At 53.2% G+C, this 22365-nt stretch carries 17 protein-coding genes, 1 other RNA gene and 2 riboswitches; of the genes, 11 read left to right on the top strand and 7 right to left on the bottom strand.

Annotation, left to right across the window (positions count from 1 at the left end; all coding sequences use genetic code 11):
- Positions 1-242 precede the first annotated feature (242 nt).
- The 3 genes from tpiA (at position 243) to eno (ending at position 3971) form a co-directional block, all read left to right on the top strand.
- Positions 243-995: a triose-phosphate isomerase gene (gene tpiA / locus HRQ60_RS17640; protein WP_141447939.1), complete on the top strand. Its 753-nt coding sequence runs from the start codon at positions 243-245 to the stop codon at positions 993-995.
- A complete protein-coding gene (gpmI, locus tag HRQ60_RS17635; RefSeq protein ID WP_172198119.1) occupies positions 995-2545 on the top strand; it encodes a 2,3-bisphosphoglycerate-independent phosphoglycerate mutase in 1551 nt (516 codons plus the stop codon). The genes tpiA and gpmI overlap by 1 nt, the downstream gene beginning before the upstream one ends.
- Positions 2546-2672: 127 nt before the next feature.
- Positions 2673-3971 carry a phosphopyruvate hydratase gene (gene eno, locus HRQ60_RS17630; protein ID WP_172198116.1) on the top strand — a complete coding sequence of 433 codons (1299 nt, stop codon included), beginning with the start codon at positions 2673-2675 and terminating at the stop codon, positions 3969-3971.
- Between the two features lie 148 nt (positions 3972-4119).
- On the opposite strand, the gene HRQ60_RS23925 is transcribed toward eno, so the two are convergent.
- Positions 4120-4254 (bottom strand): hypothetical protein, encoded by a 135-nt coding sequence (locus tag HRQ60_RS23925; RefSeq protein WP_281358142.1) that lies wholly within the window; start codon positions 4252-4254, stop codon positions 4120-4122.
- Between the two features lie 474 nt (positions 4255-4728).
- Positions 4729-5940 carry an MFS transporter gene (locus tag HRQ60_RS17625; protein ID WP_172198114.1) on the bottom strand — a complete coding sequence of 404 codons (1212 nt, stop codon included), beginning with the start codon at positions 5938-5940 and terminating at the stop codon, positions 4729-4731.
- Between the two features lie 87 nt (positions 5941-6027).
- A riboswitch (purine riboswitch) is annotated at positions 6028-6125 on the bottom strand.
- Between the two features lie 81 nt (positions 6126-6206).
- Between HRQ60_RS17625 and HRQ60_RS17620 the strand changes: the two genes are divergently transcribed.
- From HRQ60_RS17620 to ssrA, 7 genes are all read left to right on the top strand, one after another.
- Positions 6207-7271 carry an acetate and sugar kinases/Hsc70/actin family protein gene (locus HRQ60_RS17620; protein ID WP_172198112.1) on the top strand — a complete coding sequence of 355 codons (1065 nt, stop codon included), beginning with the start codon at positions 6207-6209 and terminating at the stop codon, positions 7269-7271.
- Positions 7272-7495: 224 nt separating this feature from the next.
- Positions 7496-8389, top strand: a complete 894-nt coding sequence (locus HRQ60_RS17615; protein WP_172198110.1) for an aminoglycoside adenylyltransferase domain-containing protein — start codon at positions 7496-7498, stop codon at positions 8387-8389.
- 138 nt (positions 8390-8527) lie between these two features.
- Positions 8528-9298, top strand: a complete 771-nt coding sequence (gene murI / locus HRQ60_RS17610) for a glutamate racemase (RefSeq protein ID WP_172198108.1) — start codon at positions 8528-8530, stop codon at positions 9296-9298.
- A 579-nt stretch (positions 9299-9877) separates the two neighbouring features.
- Positions 9878-10050: riboswitch (cyclic di-AMP (ydaO/yuaA leader) on the top strand.
- 429 nt (positions 10051-10479) lie between these two features.
- Positions 10480-10713 carry a preprotein translocase subunit SecG gene (gene secG / locus HRQ60_RS17605; protein WP_172198106.1) on the top strand — a complete coding sequence of 78 codons (234 nt, stop codon included), beginning with the start codon at positions 10480-10482 and terminating at the stop codon, positions 10711-10713.
- 249 nt (positions 10714-10962) lie between these two features.
- Positions 10963-14094, top strand: a complete 3132-nt coding sequence (gene rnr / locus HRQ60_RS17600; protein WP_172198104.1) for a ribonuclease R — start codon at positions 10963-10965, stop codon at positions 14092-14094.
- Positions 14095-14611: 517 nt separating this feature from the next.
- The gene (gene smpB / locus HRQ60_RS17595) at positions 14612-15085 is read left to right on the top strand and encodes an SsrA-binding protein SmpB (RefSeq protein ID WP_172198102.1); all 474 of its coding nucleotides are present in this window, start codon (positions 14612-14614) and stop codon (positions 15083-15085) included.
- Positions 15086-15399: 314 nt separating this feature from the next.
- Positions 15400-15768, top strand: a transfer-messenger RNA (tmRNA) gene (ssrA, locus tag HRQ60_RS17590).
- Positions 15769-15930: 162 nt separating this feature from the next.
- On the opposite strand, the gene HRQ60_RS17585 is transcribed toward ssrA, so the two are convergent.
- The 4 genes from HRQ60_RS17585 to HRQ60_RS17570 all read right to left on the bottom strand — a co-directional run bounded on the left by HRQ60_RS17585 (position 15931) and on the right by HRQ60_RS17570 (position 19924).
- A complete protein-coding gene (locus tag HRQ60_RS17585; protein ID WP_172198100.1) occupies positions 15931-17532 on the bottom strand; it encodes a recombinase family protein in 1602 nt (533 codons plus the stop codon).
- A gap of 79 nt (positions 17533-17611) precedes the next feature.
- Positions 17612-18244, bottom strand: a complete 633-nt coding sequence (locus HRQ60_RS17580; RefSeq protein ID WP_172198098.1) for a hypothetical protein — start codon at positions 18242-18244, stop codon at positions 17612-17614.
- Between the two features lie 112 nt (positions 18245-18356).
- Positions 18357-19202: a recombinase family protein gene (locus HRQ60_RS17575; protein WP_172198095.1), complete on the bottom strand. Its 846-nt coding sequence runs from the start codon at positions 19200-19202 to the stop codon at positions 18357-18359.
- A 173-nt stretch (positions 19203-19375) separates the two neighbouring features.
- Entirely contained in the window at positions 19376-19924 is a 549-nt protein-coding gene (locus tag HRQ60_RS17570) for a hypothetical protein (protein ID WP_172198092.1), read from the bottom strand.
- Positions 19925-20313: 389 nt separating this feature from the next.
- Here HRQ60_RS17570 and HRQ60_RS17565 point away from each other — a divergent pair, with 389 nt between their 5' ends.
- Entirely contained in the window at positions 20314-21246 is a 933-nt protein-coding gene (locus HRQ60_RS17565; protein ID WP_172198089.1) for a phage/plasmid replication domain-containing protein, read from the top strand.
- A 42-nt stretch (positions 21247-21288) separates the two neighbouring features.
- On the opposite strand, the gene HRQ60_RS17560 is transcribed toward HRQ60_RS17565, so the two are convergent.
- Entirely contained in the window at positions 21289-22245 is a 957-nt protein-coding gene (locus HRQ60_RS17560) for a hypothetical protein (protein ID WP_172198087.1), read from the bottom strand.
- Positions 22246-22365 lie beyond the last annotated feature (120 nt).

The following is a 22365-nucleotide window of genomic DNA, read 5'->3' as shown; positions in this document are numbered from 1 at the left end:
TAAAGCGATTTTGAAGAGCGGTTCAAGTCGGCCAGGCGCCGAATATGCAGCGAAGAGTTGTAGAGAGCCGGAGAAACGAAGGGTTCGCCTTTGAAATTCGATTTCCACCTCTGTTATGCTTCAATAAGAGAAATCGAATTTCAACACGCGATCGTAGGCCTCTACAACTCGCAGCGTCATCTGAGCACGTTTTTCGCCGACACCGGTTTTCAAAGAAGTCACTAAAAGGAGTGGATTATTTCGTGAGAACGCCAATCATTGCCGGCAACTGGAAAATGTTCAAAACCGTATCCGAAACGCTGGCCTTTGCCGAAGCGGTAAAAGGCAGTGCTGTCGTAGAAGGCGTGGAAACCGTCATCTGCGCACCGTTCACCAACCTTCCTGCCCTGACCGAAGCGGTTAAAGGCACAGGAATCAAAGTGGGCGCACAGAACCTTCACTTCGAAGACAACGGCGCATTCACGGGCGAAATCAGCGGCGTTATGCTGAAAGAACTCGGTGTGGACTATGTCATCATCGGTCACTCGGAGCGCCGCCAGTACTTCGGCGAAACCGACGAGATCGTGAATAAAAAAGTCGTAGCGGCTTTCCGCAACGACCTGACTCCGATCGTATGCGTAGGCGAAAAGCTTGAAGAGCGCGAAGCCGACCAAACGAAAGAAGTCTGCAAAGTTCAAACGGTAGGCGCGTTCCAAGGCCTGTCCAAAGAACAAGCGGCAGAAGTTGTCGTGGCTTATGAGCCAATCTGGGCGATCGGAACAGGCAAATCGTCGACATCCGCGGATGCCAACGAAGTGACGGCTTACATCCGTACTGTGCTGGCCGATCTGTACGACCAAGCGACAGCCGACGTTATCCGTATCCAATACGGCGGTAGCGTGAAACCTGAGAACGTAACGGAATACCTGGGCCAAAGCGATATCGACGGAGCACTCGTCGGCGGCGCAAGCCTGCAGCCCGACTCCTTCACGGCCCTGGTTGAGGGGGCGAAGTAATGACAGCTCCAAAACCTGTAGCTCTGATCATTATGGACGGTTTCGGACTGCGCGAAGGCGTAGAAGGCAATGCGGTCGCACAGGCCAAAAAGCCGAACTACGAGCGTTTCTGGAACAAGTATCCGCACACGACCCTGACGGCATGCGGCGAAGCCGTAGGTCTGCCGGAAGGTCAGATGGGCAACTCCGAAGTGGGCCATCTGAACATCGGCGCGGGCCGTATCGTGTATCAGGATCTGACCCGGATTTCCAAATCGATCCGCGAAGGCGATTTCTTCGAAAACGCGACGCTGGTCGGTGCCGTTCAATCTGCCAAAGATAACGGCAAAGCGCTGCACGTGCTGGGTCTGCTGTCGGACGGCGGCGTGCACAGCCATATCGAGCACCTGTATGCTACGCTCGAACTGTGCAAAAAACTGGACTTCCACAACGTATACATCCATGCTTTCATGGACGGACGCGACGTGGCTCCGGACAGCGGCAAAAAGTACATGGAACAGCTCGTTAACAAGATCGCCGAAATCGGCGTAGGCGAAATCGCGACCGTGCAAGGCCGCTACTACGCGATGGACCGCGACAAGAGATGGGAACGCGTCGAACTGGCTTACCGCGCTCTGGTCTACGGAACAGGCGAAACAGCCGACAGCGCGTTGGAAGCGGTGGAGAATTCCTACGCCAAAAACGTGATGGACGAATTCGTTCTGCCAACCGTGATTGCCAAAAACGGACAGCCAACCGCGAAGATTCAAACGGGCGACTCGCTCATCTTCATCAACTTCCGTCCCGACCGCGCGATCCAGCTCTCCGAAGCGCTGACGGCTCCGGGCTTCGCCGGTTTCGACCGCGGAGACGCACAGCCTGAAACGCTGAGCTTCGTCTCGTTCACGACGTACAGCGTGAACGTGCAGGGCAGCGTAGCCTATTCGCCGAAGAACCTGAACAACACACTGGGCGAAGTTCTCGTACAGAACGGCAAATCGCAGCTGCGTATTGCCGAGACCGAGAAATACCCACACGTGACGTTCTTCTTCAGCGGCGGACGCGACGTGGAACTGGAAGGCGAAACCCGCATCCTGATCAACTCGCCGAAGGTTGCCACTTACGACCTTCAGCCGGAGATGAGCGCACGCGAAGTCGCCGATGCCTGCATCGCCGAGATTGAAGCGGAGAGACAGGACTGCATTATCCTGAACTTCGCCAATCCAGACATGGTCGGACACTCCGGCATGATGGAACCGACGATCAAAGCGGTCGAAACGACCGACGAGTGCGTAGGCCGCGTCGTGGACGCGATCCTCGCCAAAGGCGGAGTCGCGCTGATCACGGCCGACCACGGCAATGCCGAGACCGAAATCGACGAGTTCGGACGCCCGCAGACGGCGCACACGACCAACCCGGTTCCGTTCATCGTAACCAGCGAAGAAGTGACGCTGCGCGAAGGCGGCATCCTGGCCGATATCGCGCCGACGATCCTCGACTTGATGCAGGTCGCTCAACCGTCCGAAATGACCGGACAATCCGTGATTTCCGCACGCAAAACTTCTCATTAAGTTTGAAGTGTGGCATAGTTAACGGTGAAGCGGCATATTGAAGTGTTAACATGGAGTGTCAGCTGCCGTTCTTGCGGACGGCGGCCGCTCCTAACCCAATACACGAATTCAAAGGAGATTAATTAAAATGACGATTATTTCTGACGTTTATGCACGCGAAGTCCTTGACTCCCGCGGTAACCCTACAGTTGAAGTTGAAGTATACCTGGAATCCGGCGCAATCGGCCGCGCAATCGTTCCTTCCGGCGCTTCGACAGGCGTTCACGAAGCCGTAGAGCTTCGCGACGGCGACAAAAGCCGTTACCTGGGCAAAGGCGTAGAAAACGCGGTTAAAAACGTAAACGAAACAATCGCTCCTGAAGTCATCGGCATGGATGCTCTTGACCAACTGGGCATCGACAAAGCGATGATCGCTTTGGACGGAACGCCAAACAAAGGCAAACTGGGCGCTAACGCGATCCTGGCCGTTTCGATGGCTGTTGCCCGCGCTGCGGCTGACGCTCTCGACCTGCCGCTGTACGTTTACCTGGGCGGATTCAACGCGAAACAGCTTCCGGTTCCTATGATGAACATCGTTAACGGCGGCGAGCATGCCGACAACAACGTTGACGTACAAGAATTCATGGTTCTGCCAGTAGGCGCGCCTACGTTCAAAGAAGCTCTGCGCATGGGTGCGGAAATCTTCCACAACCTCAAATCCGTACTGAGCAGCAAAGGCCTGGCAACAGCAGTAGGCGACGAAGGCGGATTTGCTCCGAACTTCACGTCGAACGAAGAAGCTCTCTCCACAATCATCGAAGCGATCGAAAAAGCCGGTTACACACCGGGTAAAGACGTCTTCCTGGGTATGGACGTCGCTTCCACCGAGTTCTACAAAGACGGTAAATACGTACTCGCGGGCGAAGGCAAATCCTACACTTCCGCAGAGTTCGTTGACCTTATGGCTTCTTGGGTTGAAAAGTACCCGATCATCACGATCGAAGATGCTTGCTCCGAAGACGACTGGGAAGGTTGGAAACTGCTCACTGAGAAACTGGGCGACAAAGTCCAACTGGTCGGCGACGATCTGTTCGTAACGAACACCGAGCGTCTGGGCCGCGGTATCGAAGAAAACATCGGTAACTCGATCCTGATCAAAGTTAACCAAATCGGTACGCTGACTGAGACTTTCGACGCGATCGAAATGGCAAAACGTGCAGGCTACACTGCTGTTATCTCGCACCGTTCGGGCGAATCCGAAGACAGCACAATCGCGGACATCGCGGTTGCGACAAACGCCGGTCAGATCAAAACGGGTGCTCCTTCCCGTACAGACCGCGTTGCCAAGTACAACCAACTGCTTCGCATCGAAGATCAGCTGGGCGAACTGGCTCAATACAACGGCCTGAAATCGTTCTACAACCTGGATCAAAAGAAATTCCAATAGGATTCCGTCAGGAGTTCAAGCGGATTTCAGCTAAGATCTAACCAATCGCTTTTCGCCAATACTCCGGGACGCCGGAGCTGCGCGGGAAGCACAAAAAAGAGACGCCGGACGCGGTGTCTCTTTTTTTGTGTTTGGATGTGCAGGGTGCCTATTGGATGCTTGTCAATTCTTTGACTCGGCTGCTTTTTTCCTTGTCGAGTACATAGTATCCATACTCTCGAGATCCGCGATTGAAAATGATCGTACCGTCCTGCTGCAGCCATAAATCCATCTTTATTTCCATTGTCGAGTCATCCCAGTTGTTTACCATGATGACATAGTGAGGATCGCCTTTCGGCGAATTTGCGGCTTTCTCAAGATCTTCGGCAACAATGCTTTTGAATTCTTCGATCGCTTCCGGATCTTGGACCGCTTGATCTTCGGCAAAACTTAGGCTGTCTTTGCTGTCTTGGACGCCGACTAATAACTCCTGGCCGCTTTTGCCGCCGCAGCCGGAGAGTAAGAGTATAACTACAAGTAAAAAGGACGAAAAAACGGCTTTTCTACGTATGCGAAATCACTCCTTTAATCAAAGCTGTATACATTAAACGCTCCCCAAATAAAAAACGTTTTTGCATATCTCGTATGCTCGACGGCACATGTTATAAGCTGCTGTACAAATAAGAACCCCCTTTAAGCAGCCTAACTGCATAAAGAGGGTTCTTATTTTAGCTTTGCTATTTCAATATTGAAAGCCCGATTTCAGGTAAACGTTCAATCAATCTCCGCCGAAAGTCGGTTCCAGCTTCGATCCGACTTCACGGCTGTCTTTTTCCGGACGGCGGGTCGAAGGCTTGCGGTAAAGCGTATAGATCGCAACGGCGAAGGCCAATAGAACAATCCCTCCGCCAATCCAGGCGTTAAACGTAACGGCCGGCGTATTGTCGATCACGACGCCGCCGATCGCCGATCCGGCGGCAATGCCGACCTGCAGAGCGGAGAAGTTGAAGCTCTGCTGGATTTCCGACGTTTCCGGAGCGGCGTCGATCAGATAGCTCTGCTGCGCCGGCGAGAGTGCCCAGCTCAGCGCGCCCCACACGAAGACGAGGATCGCGAAGAGCGGTACGAACGAAGCCGAGAACGGCAGCAGGAACATGGTGAGCGCAAACGCGCCGACGACGATCATAATGCTTCTTTTGGCGCCCAGGCTGTCGGACATCAAACCGCCGATCATGCCGCCCGCGACAGCCGCAAGGCCGAAGAAGAAGTACACGATGCTGATCCACGAAGCGCCGAGATTCATAACGTTCGTAAGGAACGGCGTGAAGTAGGCGTACAGCGTGTAGTGGCCGGCCAGCATAAGCGCCGTCACCAGATGGGCACCGACGACGCGGAAGTTCTTAAGCGAAGCCAGCTGCGTTCTCAGCGGGATAGCCTGCTGCGGAGCGACCGGCTCCATGAACTTGTACACGACGAACATGGCCAGCAGCGCGAAGATCGCGATGAACAGGAACAGGATGCGCCAGCCGAATTTGTCGGCGGCGAGAACGCCGAGCGGAACACCCAGTACGATCGACGAGCTGATGCCCATCGAGATAATGCCGATGACGCGTGCGCGGTAATTTTCCGGCACGACTTTGACGGCTAGGGTCAGCGACAGAGTCGTAATCAGCGAGCCGCTTGCCGCCGTTACGAAACGGGAGATCAGCAGAACGCCGAAGTTTGGACTCCAGAACGCGAGCAGGCTGCCGAGAATGAAGATGACCAAAGAGTAGAGGTACAGCTTGCGGCGTTCGAAACGGGCCGTGAACGCGAGCAGGGTCGGACCGGATATGGCGTAGACGAGTGCGTAAGCCGTAATGAGCTGGCCTGCAGTACTGACGGATACGCCGAGATCGCCGGCGATCAGCGGCAGCACGCCGCCAATGATAAGTTCGACAAGTCCTACGGTAAACGCGGCGATTGTCAGAACGAGAACTTTCAGATTCATGTAAACTCGGGTCTCCTTTTTCCTGAAAAGTGCGGCGCGAAAGGAGTGCGGAAAGCTGCGAGAACGCAAAAACTCCCGACTGCAAAGGCGCCTTGGGCGCGACTTTGTAGTCGGGAGATAGGTTCCCGGTAGATACCCTCAAACCATCTTATTGAGGTTATACAATGTCAACTCGTCTTACTCTAAAGGATCGGACGCGAAAGATCAAGAGGTAAATCGAGGATTATTCAAAAAGTTGGCGTGCGGCGGCGGGGCGTTTATGATGAATGAAGAAACGGCGCGGTCCGCAGGTTCCGGTAAGCCGGGTGACCGGCCGCCGCGGCGCAAACGGGAGGACGACCGACATGACGGCATACGCGGGTATCGACGCAGGCGGAACGCTGATCAAGATCGCTTACTCGCAGAACGGTTCGGGGAGCGGAGAACGGCTGAGCAGCAGTGAAGAGCAGGAGGGGCAAAAAGACAAAGAAGTCCGGCCGTATTCGGAAGGTTCACTGCCGGAGACGGACCGAGCCTGGCAGAAGCGGCATCCGGAAGAGGCTTACGCGCCGCTGCCGGAACTGTTGAAATTCCCGACTTCGCGGCTAGAAGATGCCGCCGACTGGATCAAGCGGCACCTTCCGCCCGATACGCGCCTCGGGTTCACCGGCGGGCAGGCGGAGCGGCTTCGCGCTCTGCTGCCGGATCGCACGGACTTTGTGTCCGTGCCGGAATTCGAAGCGACGGCCGAAGGTGCCGTACGGATTCTGCGCAGCGGGAGCGATCGCCGCGGCGAGGCAAATGTATCGGCGGAGCGATTTGTGCTCGTCAACGTCGGAACCGGGACGTCGCTGCACCTGATCGACGGGGCCGAGCGGCCGAGGCTCGGCGGGATCGGTCTGGGCGGAGGCACGATCGTCGGTCTGACCGAATTGCTGTGCGGGGTGCGCGATTACGCGGAAATCGCGCGGCTGGCGCCGCTGGGCGACCGGGAGGCGGTCGATCTGACGGTGGGGCAGATCTATGCCCCGGCGACGCCGCCGATTGCCGGCGACCTGACGGCCGCGAACTTTGCGCGGCCTCTGCCGCCCGAAGGCGGCGCACGGCCGCAGGATTATGCGGCGGCGGTGGTCGGCATGGTGGCGGAGATCGTCACGACAGTCGGCGTTCAATACGCCAAGCTGCACGGAGCGCGCCGGGTCGTGTACGTCGGCTCGACGTACGAGAACAACGAACTGCTGCGCGAGCTGACCACGCGGTTTACAGAGATGCTTGGCTCCGAGGCCGTGATTCCCGGCAGCGGGTTGTACAGCGGCGCAATCGGAGCCCTGCACGCGGCCGCAGAGCGCTGAGCGGTGAGAGCGAACGTGCCCGTACCCAGGCGGGGACCGTAATCCGCCGGAACCGGGCGGAATCGGCTATCCAGACAGGCCTGGCCGTATGCGGCGGAAGTATTCAGCCGAGCCAAGCTGCCGAATCGGGATTGAATCGAATGCTGACGAATCGTCATGACGTTAGCCTGCACGCAGAAGTGCGGCCGTCGTATAAATCTACTTTTGCAAAAGGAGAGGCTTCTATGAACCCCTCAGAACCAACGAATCCAACCCATTCAACGAACCCAACCCATTCTCCGATTCTTCCCGGACATTCGCCGCAAGACCGGTCGACCGAATCGGAGCAGACGGAAACGCCCGATCTGCACGAAGCGCGCCAAGCGGCGGATCGGGCGGCTTCAAGCATAATTGAAGCGCTAGGAGGCCATGTAATCGGCATCTATCTGCACGGTTCGCTGGCGATCGGCGGATTTAATCCGGCGCGCAGCGATATCGATCTGCTTGTCGTCGTGCGCGAGCGGCCGGAGCGGGATCGGCTGTACCAACTGACCCGCAGCATCCTTGACGTGCATAACGGCTTCCCCGAAGGCCGGGATCTCGAGTTCAGTGTCGTGGAAGAATCGGTGCTGCGCCATTTCGTGCATCCTGCTCCCTGCGTCTATCATTATTCCGGCGCGCACCGTCATCGTTATGCTTCGGACCCGGAGTATTTGTGTGCGGATTATGAAGACGCCGATCTGGCTGCCCAGGTCACCGTCGCCTACGAGCGCGGCACCTTGCTGTACGGGCGGCCTCTGCGCGACCTGTATCCCGCTGTGCCGGAGGCGGATTATGTGGAGTCCGTTTGGAGCGACGTGTCGAACGCCGAAGCGGAGATTGCCGACAATCCGGTCTATCTTACGCTCAATCTGTGCCGGGTGCTGATGTTTCTGGAAGAAGGAGCCGTCGCGTCGAAAAAGGAAGGCGGAGAATGGGCCGCGAAGTCGCTGCCGGAATGGAGCGATGTTGTGCGCCCCGCGCTCGCTTTGTATGCAGGCGAAGCGCAGAGCCGACCGGCGGTGCCCGAATCCCGGCTGAAGGCTTTTGCGAACGCGATGCTGCAGACGATCGGGGAAAAGCGGCTGAGCGGCATTTAACCGGCTTTTCATGGCGTTTCCCTCCGGAGAAGGCTATAATAAGAGGCTGACGAGACCCGGGACATGGACGCACAGGTTGCATACACGACGTAAATCAAGAAATTACACCAACGAAAAAGAAACGGCAGGGGAAGCAGGATGAGCATCGCTTTTTTTGACTCGGGAATCGGAGGGCTGACCGTGATGCACGAAGCGGTCCGCCGCCTTCCGAATGAGGACTTTATATTTTTCGCGGATACGCTGCATGTGCCTTACGGGCCCAAGACGAAAGAGCAGGTGACGGAATATGTCTGCGAGTCGGCGGAGCGCATTCTGGGCGAGCGTATCAAAGCGCTGGTGATCGCGTGCAATACGGCGACCAGCGCGGCGGCGACCGAACTGCGGCGGACCTACGCGGTGCCCGTGATCGGCATGGAACCGGCGGTCAAACCGGCAGTCGAGATGAACGGGGCCAGCGGGCAGCGCGTGCTGGTGCTGGCGACGGAGCTGACGCTCAGTCAGGCCAAATACAGGGATTTGGTGACGCGCGTGGACGATCAGGGGATCGTCGATTCGCTGCCCATGCCTGAGCTGGTCGGTTACTGCGAACGATTGAATTTTGATCCGGCCGAACTGGGAGATTACTTCAACCGCCAATTCGCTTCTTTCGATCTGAGCCGTTACGGGACGATCGTACTGGGCTGCACGCACTATCCGTACTATACCAAGCTGCTGGAGAGCCTTCTGCCGCCGCATATCCGGGTGATCGACGGCAGTGCCGGCACGGTGCGAAGAGTCGCGCGCATTCTGGAAGAACGCGGCCTTGCGGGAGGCGGAAGCGGACGCGTGCGGTTCATGAATTCCGCCGACGATCCGGCCTACAACCTTAAGCTCGAACAGGCTTGGGCGGTACTGAACGCAGGCGTATAAAGGATCAACCGGTGCCGTTTGAAAGAAGATTTGCAAGGATCGCTTCACGACCCGTTCGATCGCCGAACGGGTTTTTGCGATGCCGCCAAAACCGCGATAATCACGGATATAAACGGCGGATTGGATCTTCTTTGCTATATCGAAAAAAATTCGAAAGACGGCGGAAAACCTTAAAAAGCCCCGCTTTTCTTCAGACTTGAAGCACCGAAAAACAAAAAGGCAAAAAAACGTGGTTTTTTTATCAGTTTTTTTGAGCAAAAGGAAGCAAAGAAGAGGTTTTTCGCGAAAACGAAAGATCGGACTTCCTGGAAGATTCAAGTGCACTTATTAACGCCCAAACCCCCAAAAACAGGTGAAGTTCATCCTTTACACGGAGTGTCAGAAGGGGTTAAGATACGGTTCATAAAAGCAGTGCGCCTCCCATGGAAAAAGGAAACGACGACTGCTTTCACGGGTTTGGAACACTTGGGATCCGTGCCGATTTTCCGGACTTCGACCGTTGGATTTGCGAAGACTCCGGCATGCCGCCTATTCTTTGGAAAGGATGATGAGATTCGTCACTTAACACGTATACCCACTAGGAATTGACTGCTGAATTTTTCGATAAAACGGGGGAACCAAACGAGAGGCCGCGACCGGCTCTCACGGGGTGAAGCCTTGCGTCAAGCCGGAACTGCCGGATGCGCACAGGCGGGGCGACTCTTGCGTCCCAATCCGTCAGCTAACCTCGTAAGCAGAGCAGGAGAGGTGACCTTTTTCGCATCTTTCGAAAACCAGGCCATTCCCGCACGTCACCCGGAGTCAGATCAGCAGAGGAGGAAAAAGCATGTCGGATGCCATGATCATCATGGCCATTCTGGTCCTTACGGCATTATCCGCCGGATATATTCTATGGACCGACCGTACGGTTCAGGGCAAGCAGCAGCGCCGCTAGGCGAAAAGCCGCTCTGATTGTACGTCCCTATCGCCAATGTAACCAAGCCGTGCCGCGGGAGATCCAGCCGCAGCGCGGCTTTTTAATGCCTCCGCCGTCCCTAAGCCCAATTTTGGTTGATTGTCAAATAACCAGGGTTATGGTAGAATGAAAGTGCTGTTTTCTGTGTTTGGATCGATAATGGAACAATCGGATTAACCTACTTATTATACAAGGTATACGGCTTATGCTTAGGAGGTGGAATGACATGGAAATCTTTCTGAAGGTAGTTCTCTTGATCTTTTCCGTTGGGGTAATCACGGTAGTGCTGCTGCAAAAAGGAAAAAGCGCGGGTCTGGCCGGCGCGATCTCCGGTGGTGCGGAGCATTTGTTCGGCAAATCCAAAGCTCGCGGGATGGATTTGGTACTGGAGCGGATCACAGTCGTTTTGGGTGCGGGATTCGTAATCATGGCGCTTCTGACTACAGCTCTGACCAACTAAACCCAGCGATCGGAACGGCTCGTTCGTTCGGGGAAGCCTTCGTTGATCCTTGGATTCAAGGGATACGGGGGCTTTTTTGCATAGGTGCGATTAATGGGACAGCAAAGAGCCGGCCCGGATTAGGCAGGCTCCGACGCGGGTACTTTTAGCGTATAATGAAACTGATAGAAGAAGCAAAAATCGAGCATTCGCGATCTGCAGCCGGTCGGGCGGTCTGTAGGCAGCCGGAGCCATTTTGAGGTGATAACCATGATAACAGAAAACATGCTGCTGGGCTTTATGCGAGAAGACGCATACAAGCCAATGACGTACCAAGAGCTGGAACAGCACTTCGGCATCGACAACGAGGAACAGTTCCGGGAATTTATGAACATGTTGAACGCGCTCGAAGAAGAAGGCAAAATCGTGCTTACGCGTACCCAGCGTTACGGGGTGCCGGAGCGGATGGATCTGCTGCGCGGCCGTCTGCAAACGCATGCGAAAGGTTTCGGCTTCCTGATTCCCGAGGACCGCGAGCACGCCGACGTATATATCAACGCAAACGACATGCTCAGCGCCATGAACGGAGATACCGTACTGATTCGTATCGCATCGCGCCGTTCTTCGAACGGGCGGATGGAAGGCGAAGTGGTGCGCGTTGTTAAGCGTGCCGTAACGCAGATCGTCGGTACGTATCAGGACGAGCAGTCGTTCGGCTTCGTACTTCCGGACGATAAGCGCATCACGCGCGATATCTTTATCCCGGCGGGACGCGCCGGAGGCGCACTGAACGGGCAAAAAGTCGTCGTCAGCATCACCGCTTATCCGGAAGGCCGGGCGGCGGCGCAGGGCGAAGTCATCGAAGTGCTGGGCTATAACAGCGATCCGGGCGTCGATATTCTGTCGATCATCCGCAAGCACCAACTGCCGGAGTCTTTCCCGGACGAAGTGCTGGAAGAAGCGGAAGCCGCGCCGGAGACCATTTCGGACGAAGAGATCAACAGTCAGGGCCGCCGCGATCTGCGGGGCAAGCAGATTGTCACGATCGACGGCGAAGACGCCAAGGACCTGGACGACGCGGTCAACGTGGAACGTCTGGAGAACGGCAATTACGTGCTCGGCGTGCATATCGCGGACGTCGGCTATTATGTCAAAGAAAACTCCCAGCTCGATCAGGAAGCGTATAACCGGGGCAGCAGCGTGTACTTGGTGGACCGGGTCATTCCGATGCTGCCGCCGCGCCTGTCCAACGGGATCTGCAGTCTGAATCCGCGCGTGGATCGCCTAACGCTGTCGTGTGAGATGGAATTCGACGCGTCGATGAAGCTGGTTCGTTACGATATTTTCAAAAGCGTGATCAAAACGGTCGAGCGGATGACGTACAAAAACGTGCGCCGGATGCTGGAAGAAGAAGATCCGGAACTGCAGGAGCGCTACGGTTATCTGGCCGACACGTTCCGTACGATGCAGGAGCTGGCGCTTAAGCTGAACGGACGCCGGATGAAGCGCGGCGCTGTGGACTTCGATTTCGAAGAAGCCAAAGTGCTGCTCGATGACCAGGGCAAAGCGATCGATATCGTGACGCGCGAGCGTTCGATCGCCGAACGCATCATCGAAGAATTCATGCTGGCGGCGAACGAGACGGTGGCCGAGCATTTCAGCAAAGCCAAAGTTCCGTTCCTGTACCGCATCCACGAAGACCCGGATCAGGAGCGTCTGGAATTGTTCGCGGCCTTCGCTGCCAATCTGGGCTACCAGGTCAAAGGCACGCGCGGAGGCACCATCCAGCCGAGCGAGCTGCAGTCGCTGCTGGAAGAAGTGCAGGATACGCCGGAGCAAAAAGCGATCAGCACGCTGCTGCTGCGCTCGATGAAGCAGGCGAAGTACGATTCGGCCAATCTCGGCCATTTCGGCCTGGCGGCCGAATACTATACGCACTTCACGTCGCCGATCCGCCGCTATCCCGACTTGGTTATCCACCGGGTGATCGGGGAAGTGCTGGATCACGGCGGCAAGCTGTCGCAGTCGCGCGAGGAATACCTCAACATCCGCATGCCGGATATCGCGCAGCAGTCGTCGATTCGCGAGCGCGTGGCGGTCGATGCGGAGCGCGATACGGCCCAACTGAAGAAAGCCGAGTACATGCTGGACAAAGTCGGTGAGACATTCGAAGGCGTTATCGGCAGCGTAACAAGCTTCGGCCTGTTCGTGGAGCTTGAGAACACGATCGAAGGCCTCATCCATATCAGCAATCTGACCGACGACTACTACCATTATGACGAGTCCCGCCTGACGCTGGTCGGCGAGCGCACGTCGCGCATCTTCCGGATCGGCGACCTGGTCGAGATCCGCGTATCTAAGGTGAGCATGGAAGAGCATACGATCGATTTCGAGCTGGTCGATATGAAAAAGAGTGCGTTCCGGGGCGGCCGTGGAGGACGCGGCGACGGTGCACCGAGCGGCGCGCCTAGAGGCGGACGCGGCGACAAAACCGGCAAAGAAAAGTTCGGCAAGGATAAAGGCAAAGGCAAGAAAAAAGGCAAAAAGCAGGGCGACGTGTTCCGGCCGAACGGTGCGGCAGCACCGGCTCCGGCAGCGGGAACCGCACCGGTCGTCGGCAGCGGCGCGGTCGAAGCCGGTGCTCCGGCCGGAGGCAAAAAGCGGACCCGCAAACGCAAAGGCAAAGGCGGCGGTGCCGCTCTGGCCGAGGGAACAACGGTAATCGCACCTGCGGCGCAGGAACAAGGCGCAGGTGGCGAAGCCGGACCTTCTGGCGGCGGACGCAAGCGCAGACGCAAAGGCGGCGGTGTGCCGGGCGAAGCCGGCAGCGGCGAGAACGGCAGCGCGCGTCCAAGTGGTTCGCGTGGCGAATCCGCGGAAGGCGGCAGTCCGCGTCCAAGCGCGACCGGCGGCGAAGCTGGCGCACAGCTGCGCCAGGGCAAAGGCGGCCAGGACGGCGGCACGGGCGCAAGCGCGGGTCAGGGCGCGCCAAGAGGCGAAGCCGGTTCCGAGCCGCGCAAGCCATCGCGCCAAGGCGGCATTCAGATCGAAGCCGGACAGAGCGGCGGAGATGCGTATAACGGCTCGCCGAGCGGAGCGGGCGAGCGGAGCAGCCGTCCGCCGGCTGAGGGCGGACGGGGCGCTCGTCCGAGCCGTACTGACGGCTCGAGCGGCGCAGCGGGCAGTTCCGCGGCCGCAGGCAGCGGCGCGGGTGCGCCGGAAGGCGCGCGCGAACCGGGCAAAGGCAAATTTGCCTTCGGTTCCGGCACGGGCGGCTACGGCGGCGAGACGGCAACGTTCTCGCGCAACGGCAACGAACGGCCGAACAAAGGCGGCCGTTCCGGCGGCGGAGGCCGTCCGGGATCGACAGGCGGCAGCAGACCGCCGCGCAAAGACAAGTAAACGGGTTTAAGGCGATAGGCTGCATCGCGTGCGTTCTCTGTAAGCGATAAGGCCGAGGAGTCGGGCCTGTGCTGCGGTGTCGGCCGCAGGCGCCGCGTGCAGGATATGCACGCGATCAAGGCCAAGCCGGCGGCCTGGTCGGGCTGAAACTGCCCGATCGGTGCGCTTTGCAGGCCAACCAAGCGGCTTCGGCCAGAAGAATAAGATCCCGGCCGCTAACGGATTACATATCCGTTAGCGGCATTTTTGGGTCTTGGGCAGCGAGCTGACGGATCGCATGTCCGTTAGCGGGTAAATGGGGAAGCTAATCCGGCGGAATTCAGCCGGTTGGCGCTTCTAACGGTTCTCTCGATCCGTTAGAAAAAAAGGAACGCGAAATTTGCGCTCTAAGCGTCGTCTGGATCCGTTAACGTGTCTCCGATGATCGCCGGAAGCTCCTTTTCTTGCCTTTTCCAAAGTCGGCTTGTTACAATTCAATATAGGAGCGTTAAATAAAGAAGCAGAGGGGGTGCAAGACATGCCTAAAAATACGGAGCAGGGCAAAGTGCTGGCGCAGAACAAAAAAGCGTCCCACGATTATTTCATCGAGGATACGTACGAAGCGGGACTCGTGCTCACCGGCACGGAGATCAAATCGCTGCGCAAAGCCAAAGCGAATATCGGCGACGCGTTCGCGACGATCCGCGGCGGCGAAGCGTTCGTCCACAACATGCATATCAGCCCGTTCGAGCAGGGCAATCGCAATAACCCGGAAGATCCGACGCGCACGCGCAAGCTGCTGCTGCACAAACAGCAGATCCGCAAGCTGATCGGCCAGGCCAAGCAGGAAGGCTACACGATCGTGCCGCTCAAAGTCTACGTGCGCAACGGCTACGCCAAGCTGCTGATCGGCCTCGGCCGAGGCAAGAAGCAGCACGACAAGCGCGACACGGCCGCCAAGCGCGACGCACAGCGGGATATCCAGCGGGCTCTCAAATCTCGCCAGCGTTAAGCGGGACAGGCGGGCGTTCGCAAGATCAGCCGCTGAGCGACCGGAAGAGAATTTCCAGGTTTTACGGCGTATCTGGCAGGGTAATCTACCTTTACACCGCGAAATGTGGTATAATCAAGGTCTGTGGGAAGTGCTTGCACTCCCGCGAACGGTTCTTTCTTTTATGGAGGGAAAGACACCGTGCGAACTTAAGGAACATGCGGCTCGTGCCGGAACCTCGCGGTTCCAAGAACACGGCCCTTTAATCCGGAAGTTCCCTTTTATGAAAAATGCGCGCCGGCTTCGATCTTCGGAGGGCGACCTTTTTCCGACCAGGGGGCGTTTATGGATTCGACGGGGGTAGTTCGGGCATGGGTAGCGGGTAGTGGGGACGCGTCCGCTTTATCAACGCTAAAGCCTATTAAATGGCAAACAACAAACCAACTACGCTTTCGCAGCCTAAGAAACTGTGATGCGTGCTCTCGCTCGGCATCGCCTATGTGCCGGGATGAGGGCCCAACCCAATTAGTAGGCTACGCCGTCTAGTCTCCGCCTGGGGGTAGACGGAAGAAGACAATCAGGCTGACCCAACGCGGAGCCGGTTACGGGGCGCTGCTCGGGTGACATCAAAACTGTGACTACACCCGTAGAAGCCTATGCTGCGTTGCCTTCGGACAGGGGTTCGACTCCCCTCGCCTCCATATGTAAGACCAGAAGAGACACCCTTAAGCGGTGTCTCTTTTTTGTTTTGCTATTCGTTGCGGTTCTTCGAACCTTGATATGCCTGCCTTTGTCGCAAGCAATGAAGGGGATAAGAACATTTTTGAAAGTCCTTCATTGGCATACCTCGGCTCAAATAATTCTGATCATTTCCACTCTGCGACCAGGGTCTTTTCGTAGATCACACTTTGTTCGTGCAATAGCCTTAAAGTGAGGTACAGCTTACCTGTGTCCCGATTGATGCAAAGCCTAGAGATGAACTTTTTGGCAATCGTATGGAGCAGCTGCACATTCGGTACTTCCTGATCAAGAAGGCTAAGAAAAGCCTGGAGATCATACTTGATGGATGCGATCAGTTCCTCGGGAACTGCAACCTCACTCCAGCTTTCAGAGTGCGCCTGCAGCTCCTTTGTTTTGTTCTGAAGATCACTTTCCATCTCAGACAACATTTCATGATGATAAAATTTTGCTTTCCCCGCCTGAATATCTTCTTGAATCAATGAGATTCTCTTAAGCAAGAAAGAAACTTCATTCTCCATATTCTGCTTAGCGGCCAATTTATGCTGATTGCTTTCGTTAAAGTTCTTTTTGATTTCCTGCTCCAATCCGTCCTGGATCAACAGCTGCATGAACATTAATCGCAAACGGCTGGAGACGATCTCTTCGACACGGTTCTTGTTCCAACCCGCGTAAGAGCAAAAATCCTTTCCTTTACGCATATAGCCGCCACATACATAATACTGCTTTCGGCCGCCTTTCATTTTGCTCGAAGTTGAGTTTCCAACCATAGGCGAGCCGCATTTATCGCAGATCATTACTCCCCGAAGCCAAAACGGAGACGCAGCTCTCATGTCGACAGGCTTATGGGTTTCTCCGCCGCCCTTGTGACGCTCCTTTGCAACGATCTGGCACTTTTCAAAAAGCTCTTTGGTAATGATGGCAGGATGAGCATTCTCGGTAATGATCCACTCGGAACGATCTCTCCATTTCTTTCCTTTCGTTTGATAGTCCTGTTTATTCCAGCAGCGGCGTCCCATATAAGATTCATTGAAAATGATTGCTCGTATTGTGCTTGCCGACCATGTGCCGCCTTTTTGTGTAGGAATCTGCTGCCTGTTGAGTTCAGCGGCAATTTTGGTGTACCCCATTCCCTCATACGCATATTGATTGAAGATCCAACGGATGATTTCAATCTCTTGCTGCCGTCCGAGAACCCAGACTGCTTTTGTCTTTTGATGAGCCAATGCCATGTGTTCTGTACGGTAACCGTAAGGAGCAGTTCCTCCATTATTGAAACCCATTTTGGCGTTCTGCTTCATTCCCTTGCGTACTTCTGCAGCAAGGTTTGCGTTGAAGAACTCCGACATCACTTCCAGTATGCCTTCCAAAAGCTTGTCCTGCGGCGTGTCTGCATCTGTTTGCTCGGTTACGGAAATGACCTTAACGCCAACTTGAGCTAAGAGAGCCTTATAAATAACGTGATCATCTCGCTTACGAGAAAACCGATCAAACTTATGGACGAGGATAGCATCAAAGGAGCGGCTGCTGCGTTTTGCCAAAGCGATCATCTTCTGAAATTCCTCCCGATCATCAGTCTTTGCCGACTTTCCTTTTTCGATGAATTCTTGGACGACCGTGTAACCACGTTCCTGGCAATATTGTTGAATCGCTTTTACTTGAGCAGGAATCGAAATTTCTTTTTCTGCCTGACGATCAGAGGATACGCGTGCATAAATGGCTACATTCATAAGGGAACAACTCCTTTTTTATTTTTGGACATAAAAAACAGGCATACCGTTAAGGCATGCCTGTAAGAAAAGAAAAAGCTTATACTTTGCTGTAGTTCAAAACGATTTCTGCCGCTTTAAGAGCGATATTCTGATCTCTGCTTTCAAGGGCTTCTTCAACGACTTGAAGAGCTTTGTCATAGAGATGTTCAAACGAAAGGGTGGTGGTTTGCATCTGCTGCATAAGATCGGTATTGCCAATAATTTCAGCAACCAGAGGGAGGTGCTTTGTAAGCTCTGCCGTTGCTCCTGGGAAACGAAGGGACTTCGTTAGGGCATCAGGCAGTTCGTTTCGTGGAAAAGGCTTCTTATCAAAATACCAGAGGACTTCACGCTGATGCGGGAATCCACTACCTACTACATCATTTTTATCAAGGTCTGGTTCGTAGATGTAGTCGCTGACGATCTCAGCGAAGTAAACATCTCTTGCGTTTTGCTCAGGGACAATGACAATATCGCCTTTTTGCATCAGGTAAACAATTTTTTCAATGTTATTAATACCTGTTTCCCAACTTGCATCTACTTCGCGGATCTTGTTCCGAATTTCTTGTTGAGAAAAGTTTTGAAGATTTGTGTCCAGAGGATAACCAACAGCGATCCGATTGTGAGACAAGAAATATTGCATTTGATTGTGACCATGCGGGATTGGGCGAAGCATCCAAAGATTAGTCATAGTTACATCTCCTCGAAATGTGATATTCATCTGGCCAGATGTGACTTACAAATCAAATATATCTTACTCCTTTCTAATTGTCAAATGTATTTATTGTGTGTTCAGATGTGACTCACATACCTGGTCTTCTTGCATTAATTTTTTCTTGGCATATCACCCAAATATCTTCATTGATTATGGCAGGGTGACACCCTTTAGAGATAATCCATTCTTCTTTAGCATTTTTGTAACCTCCTACTTCAGATTTCTTGTTCCACACTCGCTGCCCCAGGTAAGCCTCATTTTGCAAGATGGACAAGACTGTAGATGGAGCCCATCTCCGACCTTTCGGAATCCCTTGTGCGTTCAGAATTCTAGCAATCTTCTTACCTCCCATACCTTCAGAGGCCATACTAAAGATTTGCTTAACCAAGTCGATCTCTTCCTGTGGGCCCAACCCATAACTCACTTTGCTTCCTTCTCGAACCAGACGATAGCCAAAAGGAGCCCTGCCTCCGCAGTGGTAGCCTTGAGCTGCGTTCTCTCTCATCCCCTTGAGCGTTTCCTGCTTCAAATTCAGGTTATAAAATTCCGAAATCACTTCCAGTATTCCCTCCAAAAGCATGCCATGGGGGGTGTCAGGGTCAGTTTGTTCAGTGACAGAAAGAACCTGAATCCCTTGCTTTTTGAGCAGAGCTTTGTAAATCACATGATCGGCTCTGCTTCGGCTAAAGCGGTCAAATTTGTGTACCAGAATGGCTTGGAAGTTGGCATTATTTCCTTGAGCAGCAGCAATCATTTCTTGAAAGCTCGGCCGCTCATCCGTTTTGGCTGACTTGGCTTCGTCTACAAACTCTTCGACAATGTTCCAACCTTTGTTTAAGGCATACTTCCTCAGTGCCTCTCTTTGAGCAGGAATCGAAAGCTGACGCTCTGCTTGTTGCTCGGAAGAGACCCTCAAATAAAGCGCGATATTCATTGAATACATCACTACTCCTTTCGACCTGTGCTACAAATTCTCATTTCAAATCCAAGCATTGGAATATAGCTGGTTGAGGATTTAAAGGCATGACAAAAAGGCTTGGTTCGCTTAAGGAACCAGGCCTTTTGAAAGTTCATTGATCAGCTGTATTCAATTTTTTGGAGAGTGAATTACTCAATCTCCTTGACATTTCTCAGCGTATCGTAAGCTTTGTCCAATCGGCTCTGTTTTTCCAATCTTTTTAACGTAAGGTCAACTTCATGTTCCAATCGCTGAAGAAGCTCCTCTGCGTCCATATGTCTTGTTTTCAAAAGAAAGGTTCTTTCTTTTGGAGTTTCTTTGGCAATAGGGCTACGCAACGTATAGTGGATCTCTACTTCATATTGAGCTAATCGGATGTCATTTTCTTCGTAGCGTCTTCCCAAAAAGAAGCGCTGTGGTTGAGTGGCTGTAAAAATGGTTTCAGGTACTTGGTAGTATGCCGCCAATGATTCCATGGTAGATTGCCTTGGAAGAGGGCTTGTGCTGCCTTCCAGATTGTAAAGGCCTGAATGACTAATTACTCTGCTATTTGCAGCCACCTTTTTCACAGAGTAGTGGCCCACATAAAGTTTATTCAACTCTTCACGTACCCATTTGATCCGTTCGTTCCACTTCAATTTTGAAAATTGCTTAAGCTCTTCTGCTTCAATCCATCTTCCCACGTTATCATTCTTCACTTGACTGACCTCCTTGTTTCTCTAGTAACAGTATAAATGATTCAAATTGCAGGTTCAATAATATTACACTTTACCAAAACAGGAAAATGCTTTATTATGAAGACGTCTTACAAGTTATGAATTCCTCCATTCAAAAAGATCAGGAAAAGCACGAGGAGATGTAATAGAAAGATGAAGAAAGGAAGATGGTGCAGTATGAACTTGGAAATGGAAGAAAAGAAACGACCCTTGAAAATTCAGTTCTCTGTCTTAAAGAAAACATGGAGGCAAGTCTACGATGATGGATAGTTGGAAAATGAAGTAACGAAGACCAGATATCATATTACTGATAATAATCGTAGAAAGTGTCCATTTCGCGAACAAATCACAAACCAGAAAGGATGAAGCTTATGCTTTATATCGACACACTTCAACTTGAAACAGAAGCAAGGATACCACAGGCACAGCTACAGCAGATGGCGAGGAATGGGAACAGAGGCCATAACATTCGTGTTCTTCCTGAAGGACAGAATTACAACTTATACGATAGTAACTACGAAGGCGTATTCGTTAAGCATACAGTCGAGAATCAGAAGCTGACGTTGGAAGTGGCTTCTTGTGGAGGGTTTCTGCACGGTAATAGCATGATCCCTATTGAGACAGCACAGGCTCCTCTGCTTGTGAACAAGCTAGAACGTTTGGTTACAGAAACGCTTGGAGGGGAACTTATCCATTCACTAGAGGACGCTCGTGTTAAAAGGGTAGACATCAAGTACGATTTTCAAGTTGGTGATGAGGTGCAAGATTACTTGAATGCTATTTCCAAGCATACAGTTGCCCAGCACGAAAAGGATGTTCTGGGCGATGGATCGACTGTTTTGTTCAAAAACTCTTCAAGAAAGATGATGTTTTACGACAGACACGCCTGCTGCATTTCAAGAGGGAAGAGTGCGGAGGAAACTGGTATGAGTAAAGGTGTCATACGTTTTGAAGTAGCATGTAAGTCAACAGAGTTAAAGAGGAAGCTTCAAGTCAGGCAGGCTAAACTAAGGGATATTATTCAGCCTTCCGTAACCACAAACTTACTCAGAGGTTACTTGGACCTCGTCGGTTTAACCAACCTGGAGATCACAACGGAAGGTGAAATGTTGAGGAAGTTACAAGACAGCCTGAATGTAAATCTAAGTTATCTATTATTGACTTACATCAAAGCGTTACAAGAAAACAACCTGAATCTCTTTTGTCGTACGACCAGGAACAAGTACGATGGGATTTTGGGGAATTTGGGAATTGCGCCTGTTATAGGAGTGAAGAGTCTGCCTCCTCTAGTAGCAAACTTGTAAAAAAAGTAATGCAATAAGCAGGGAGGAGGCGCCATTGCCTCCTCACCTATATTGTCTTCTGATCGGATTGTCTGTAGACTGCCATACTTGCAGAACCTCTTCTACAAAGCGCTGTTTATCGCGATTAAGAATGTGGGAAGCCATGTCAAAGCCTGGTAGGCAAATAATGTTCAGAAAAGCATCTACAAACTCAACCATATTGATCGAGCGGCATACTTCTTGAACAGGGATATAAACCAAGCGGCAGTAGCGGGGATTCCATATGGCCAGATGCTCGATTTCACCTTCAAAACGGGGAGTCAGGCACGAAAGTATCCAGTAGCCAAGAAGCTGTCTGAGATAGGCTATTTTCCATTTAAAGGCCGATTCAACCTTAATATCGATCAACATACCGTCCATCAGTAAATCGCCATCAGCGCCGCCTACAAGCTGTGTAATGGCCTCTCCAAAACAAGGATTACATACCAAGCTGTTCTGTGCAAGAAAAAGGGATGAATGAGACTCCGTTTCTTGGATAAGCCGCTGTAGGTCTTCCACATCCGCTTCGTTTACCTGGAGAACGCCGCCCTCAACGAGTTGTCCAGAGCGGTAGTACTGATCCAGATTGCCAAGCACAATAGCACCTTGGATCAAGCCAGGGGTCACGTCGCAGGCTTTCGTGATGTAGGCGTTTCGTCGGTCTACAATTTGACGATAAGTTTCAGGAAGGCTTGGCATAGGCCCAGCAAGCATTTGAACAGCGAAAGAGGCTGCTAAGCTATCCTCATAAAGTTCTTGAGGGCAGTCATTGATTCGCTGAATATAAGCTCTGAGCCAGTAGTCGTAAGCGTGGCCAATAATGGACGTTGCTCTACTGGCCCTGCTTACCACAATAGGCGGAGAAGGTGGAAAAGGAAGCTCTTCACTGTCAGTTGATGCGAAAGAAGCTTTCATATTAGGGATTGTAGCGAAAAGAGCTTTGATTTCTGGGTGGTACAGAATCAAACTGGTGAGGGACAAGGGATCACGCTCCTGAGGGGTTGTTTTCGCCTTTATCGTAAGAGTTTGGTAAGGAGGTGTCAACGAGGAGGATTGAAGGAGAAGATCAAGCGTAAGGGGCTTATCGGTTGCTTCAAGCAG

It is taken from the genome of Saccharibacillus qingshengii (assembly GCF_013185195.1).
Classification (GTDB): domain Bacteria; phylum Bacillota; class Bacilli; order Paenibacillales; family Paenibacillaceae; genus Saccharibacillus; species Saccharibacillus qingshengii.
This window is presented reverse-complemented; position numbering and strand designations above follow the sequence as displayed.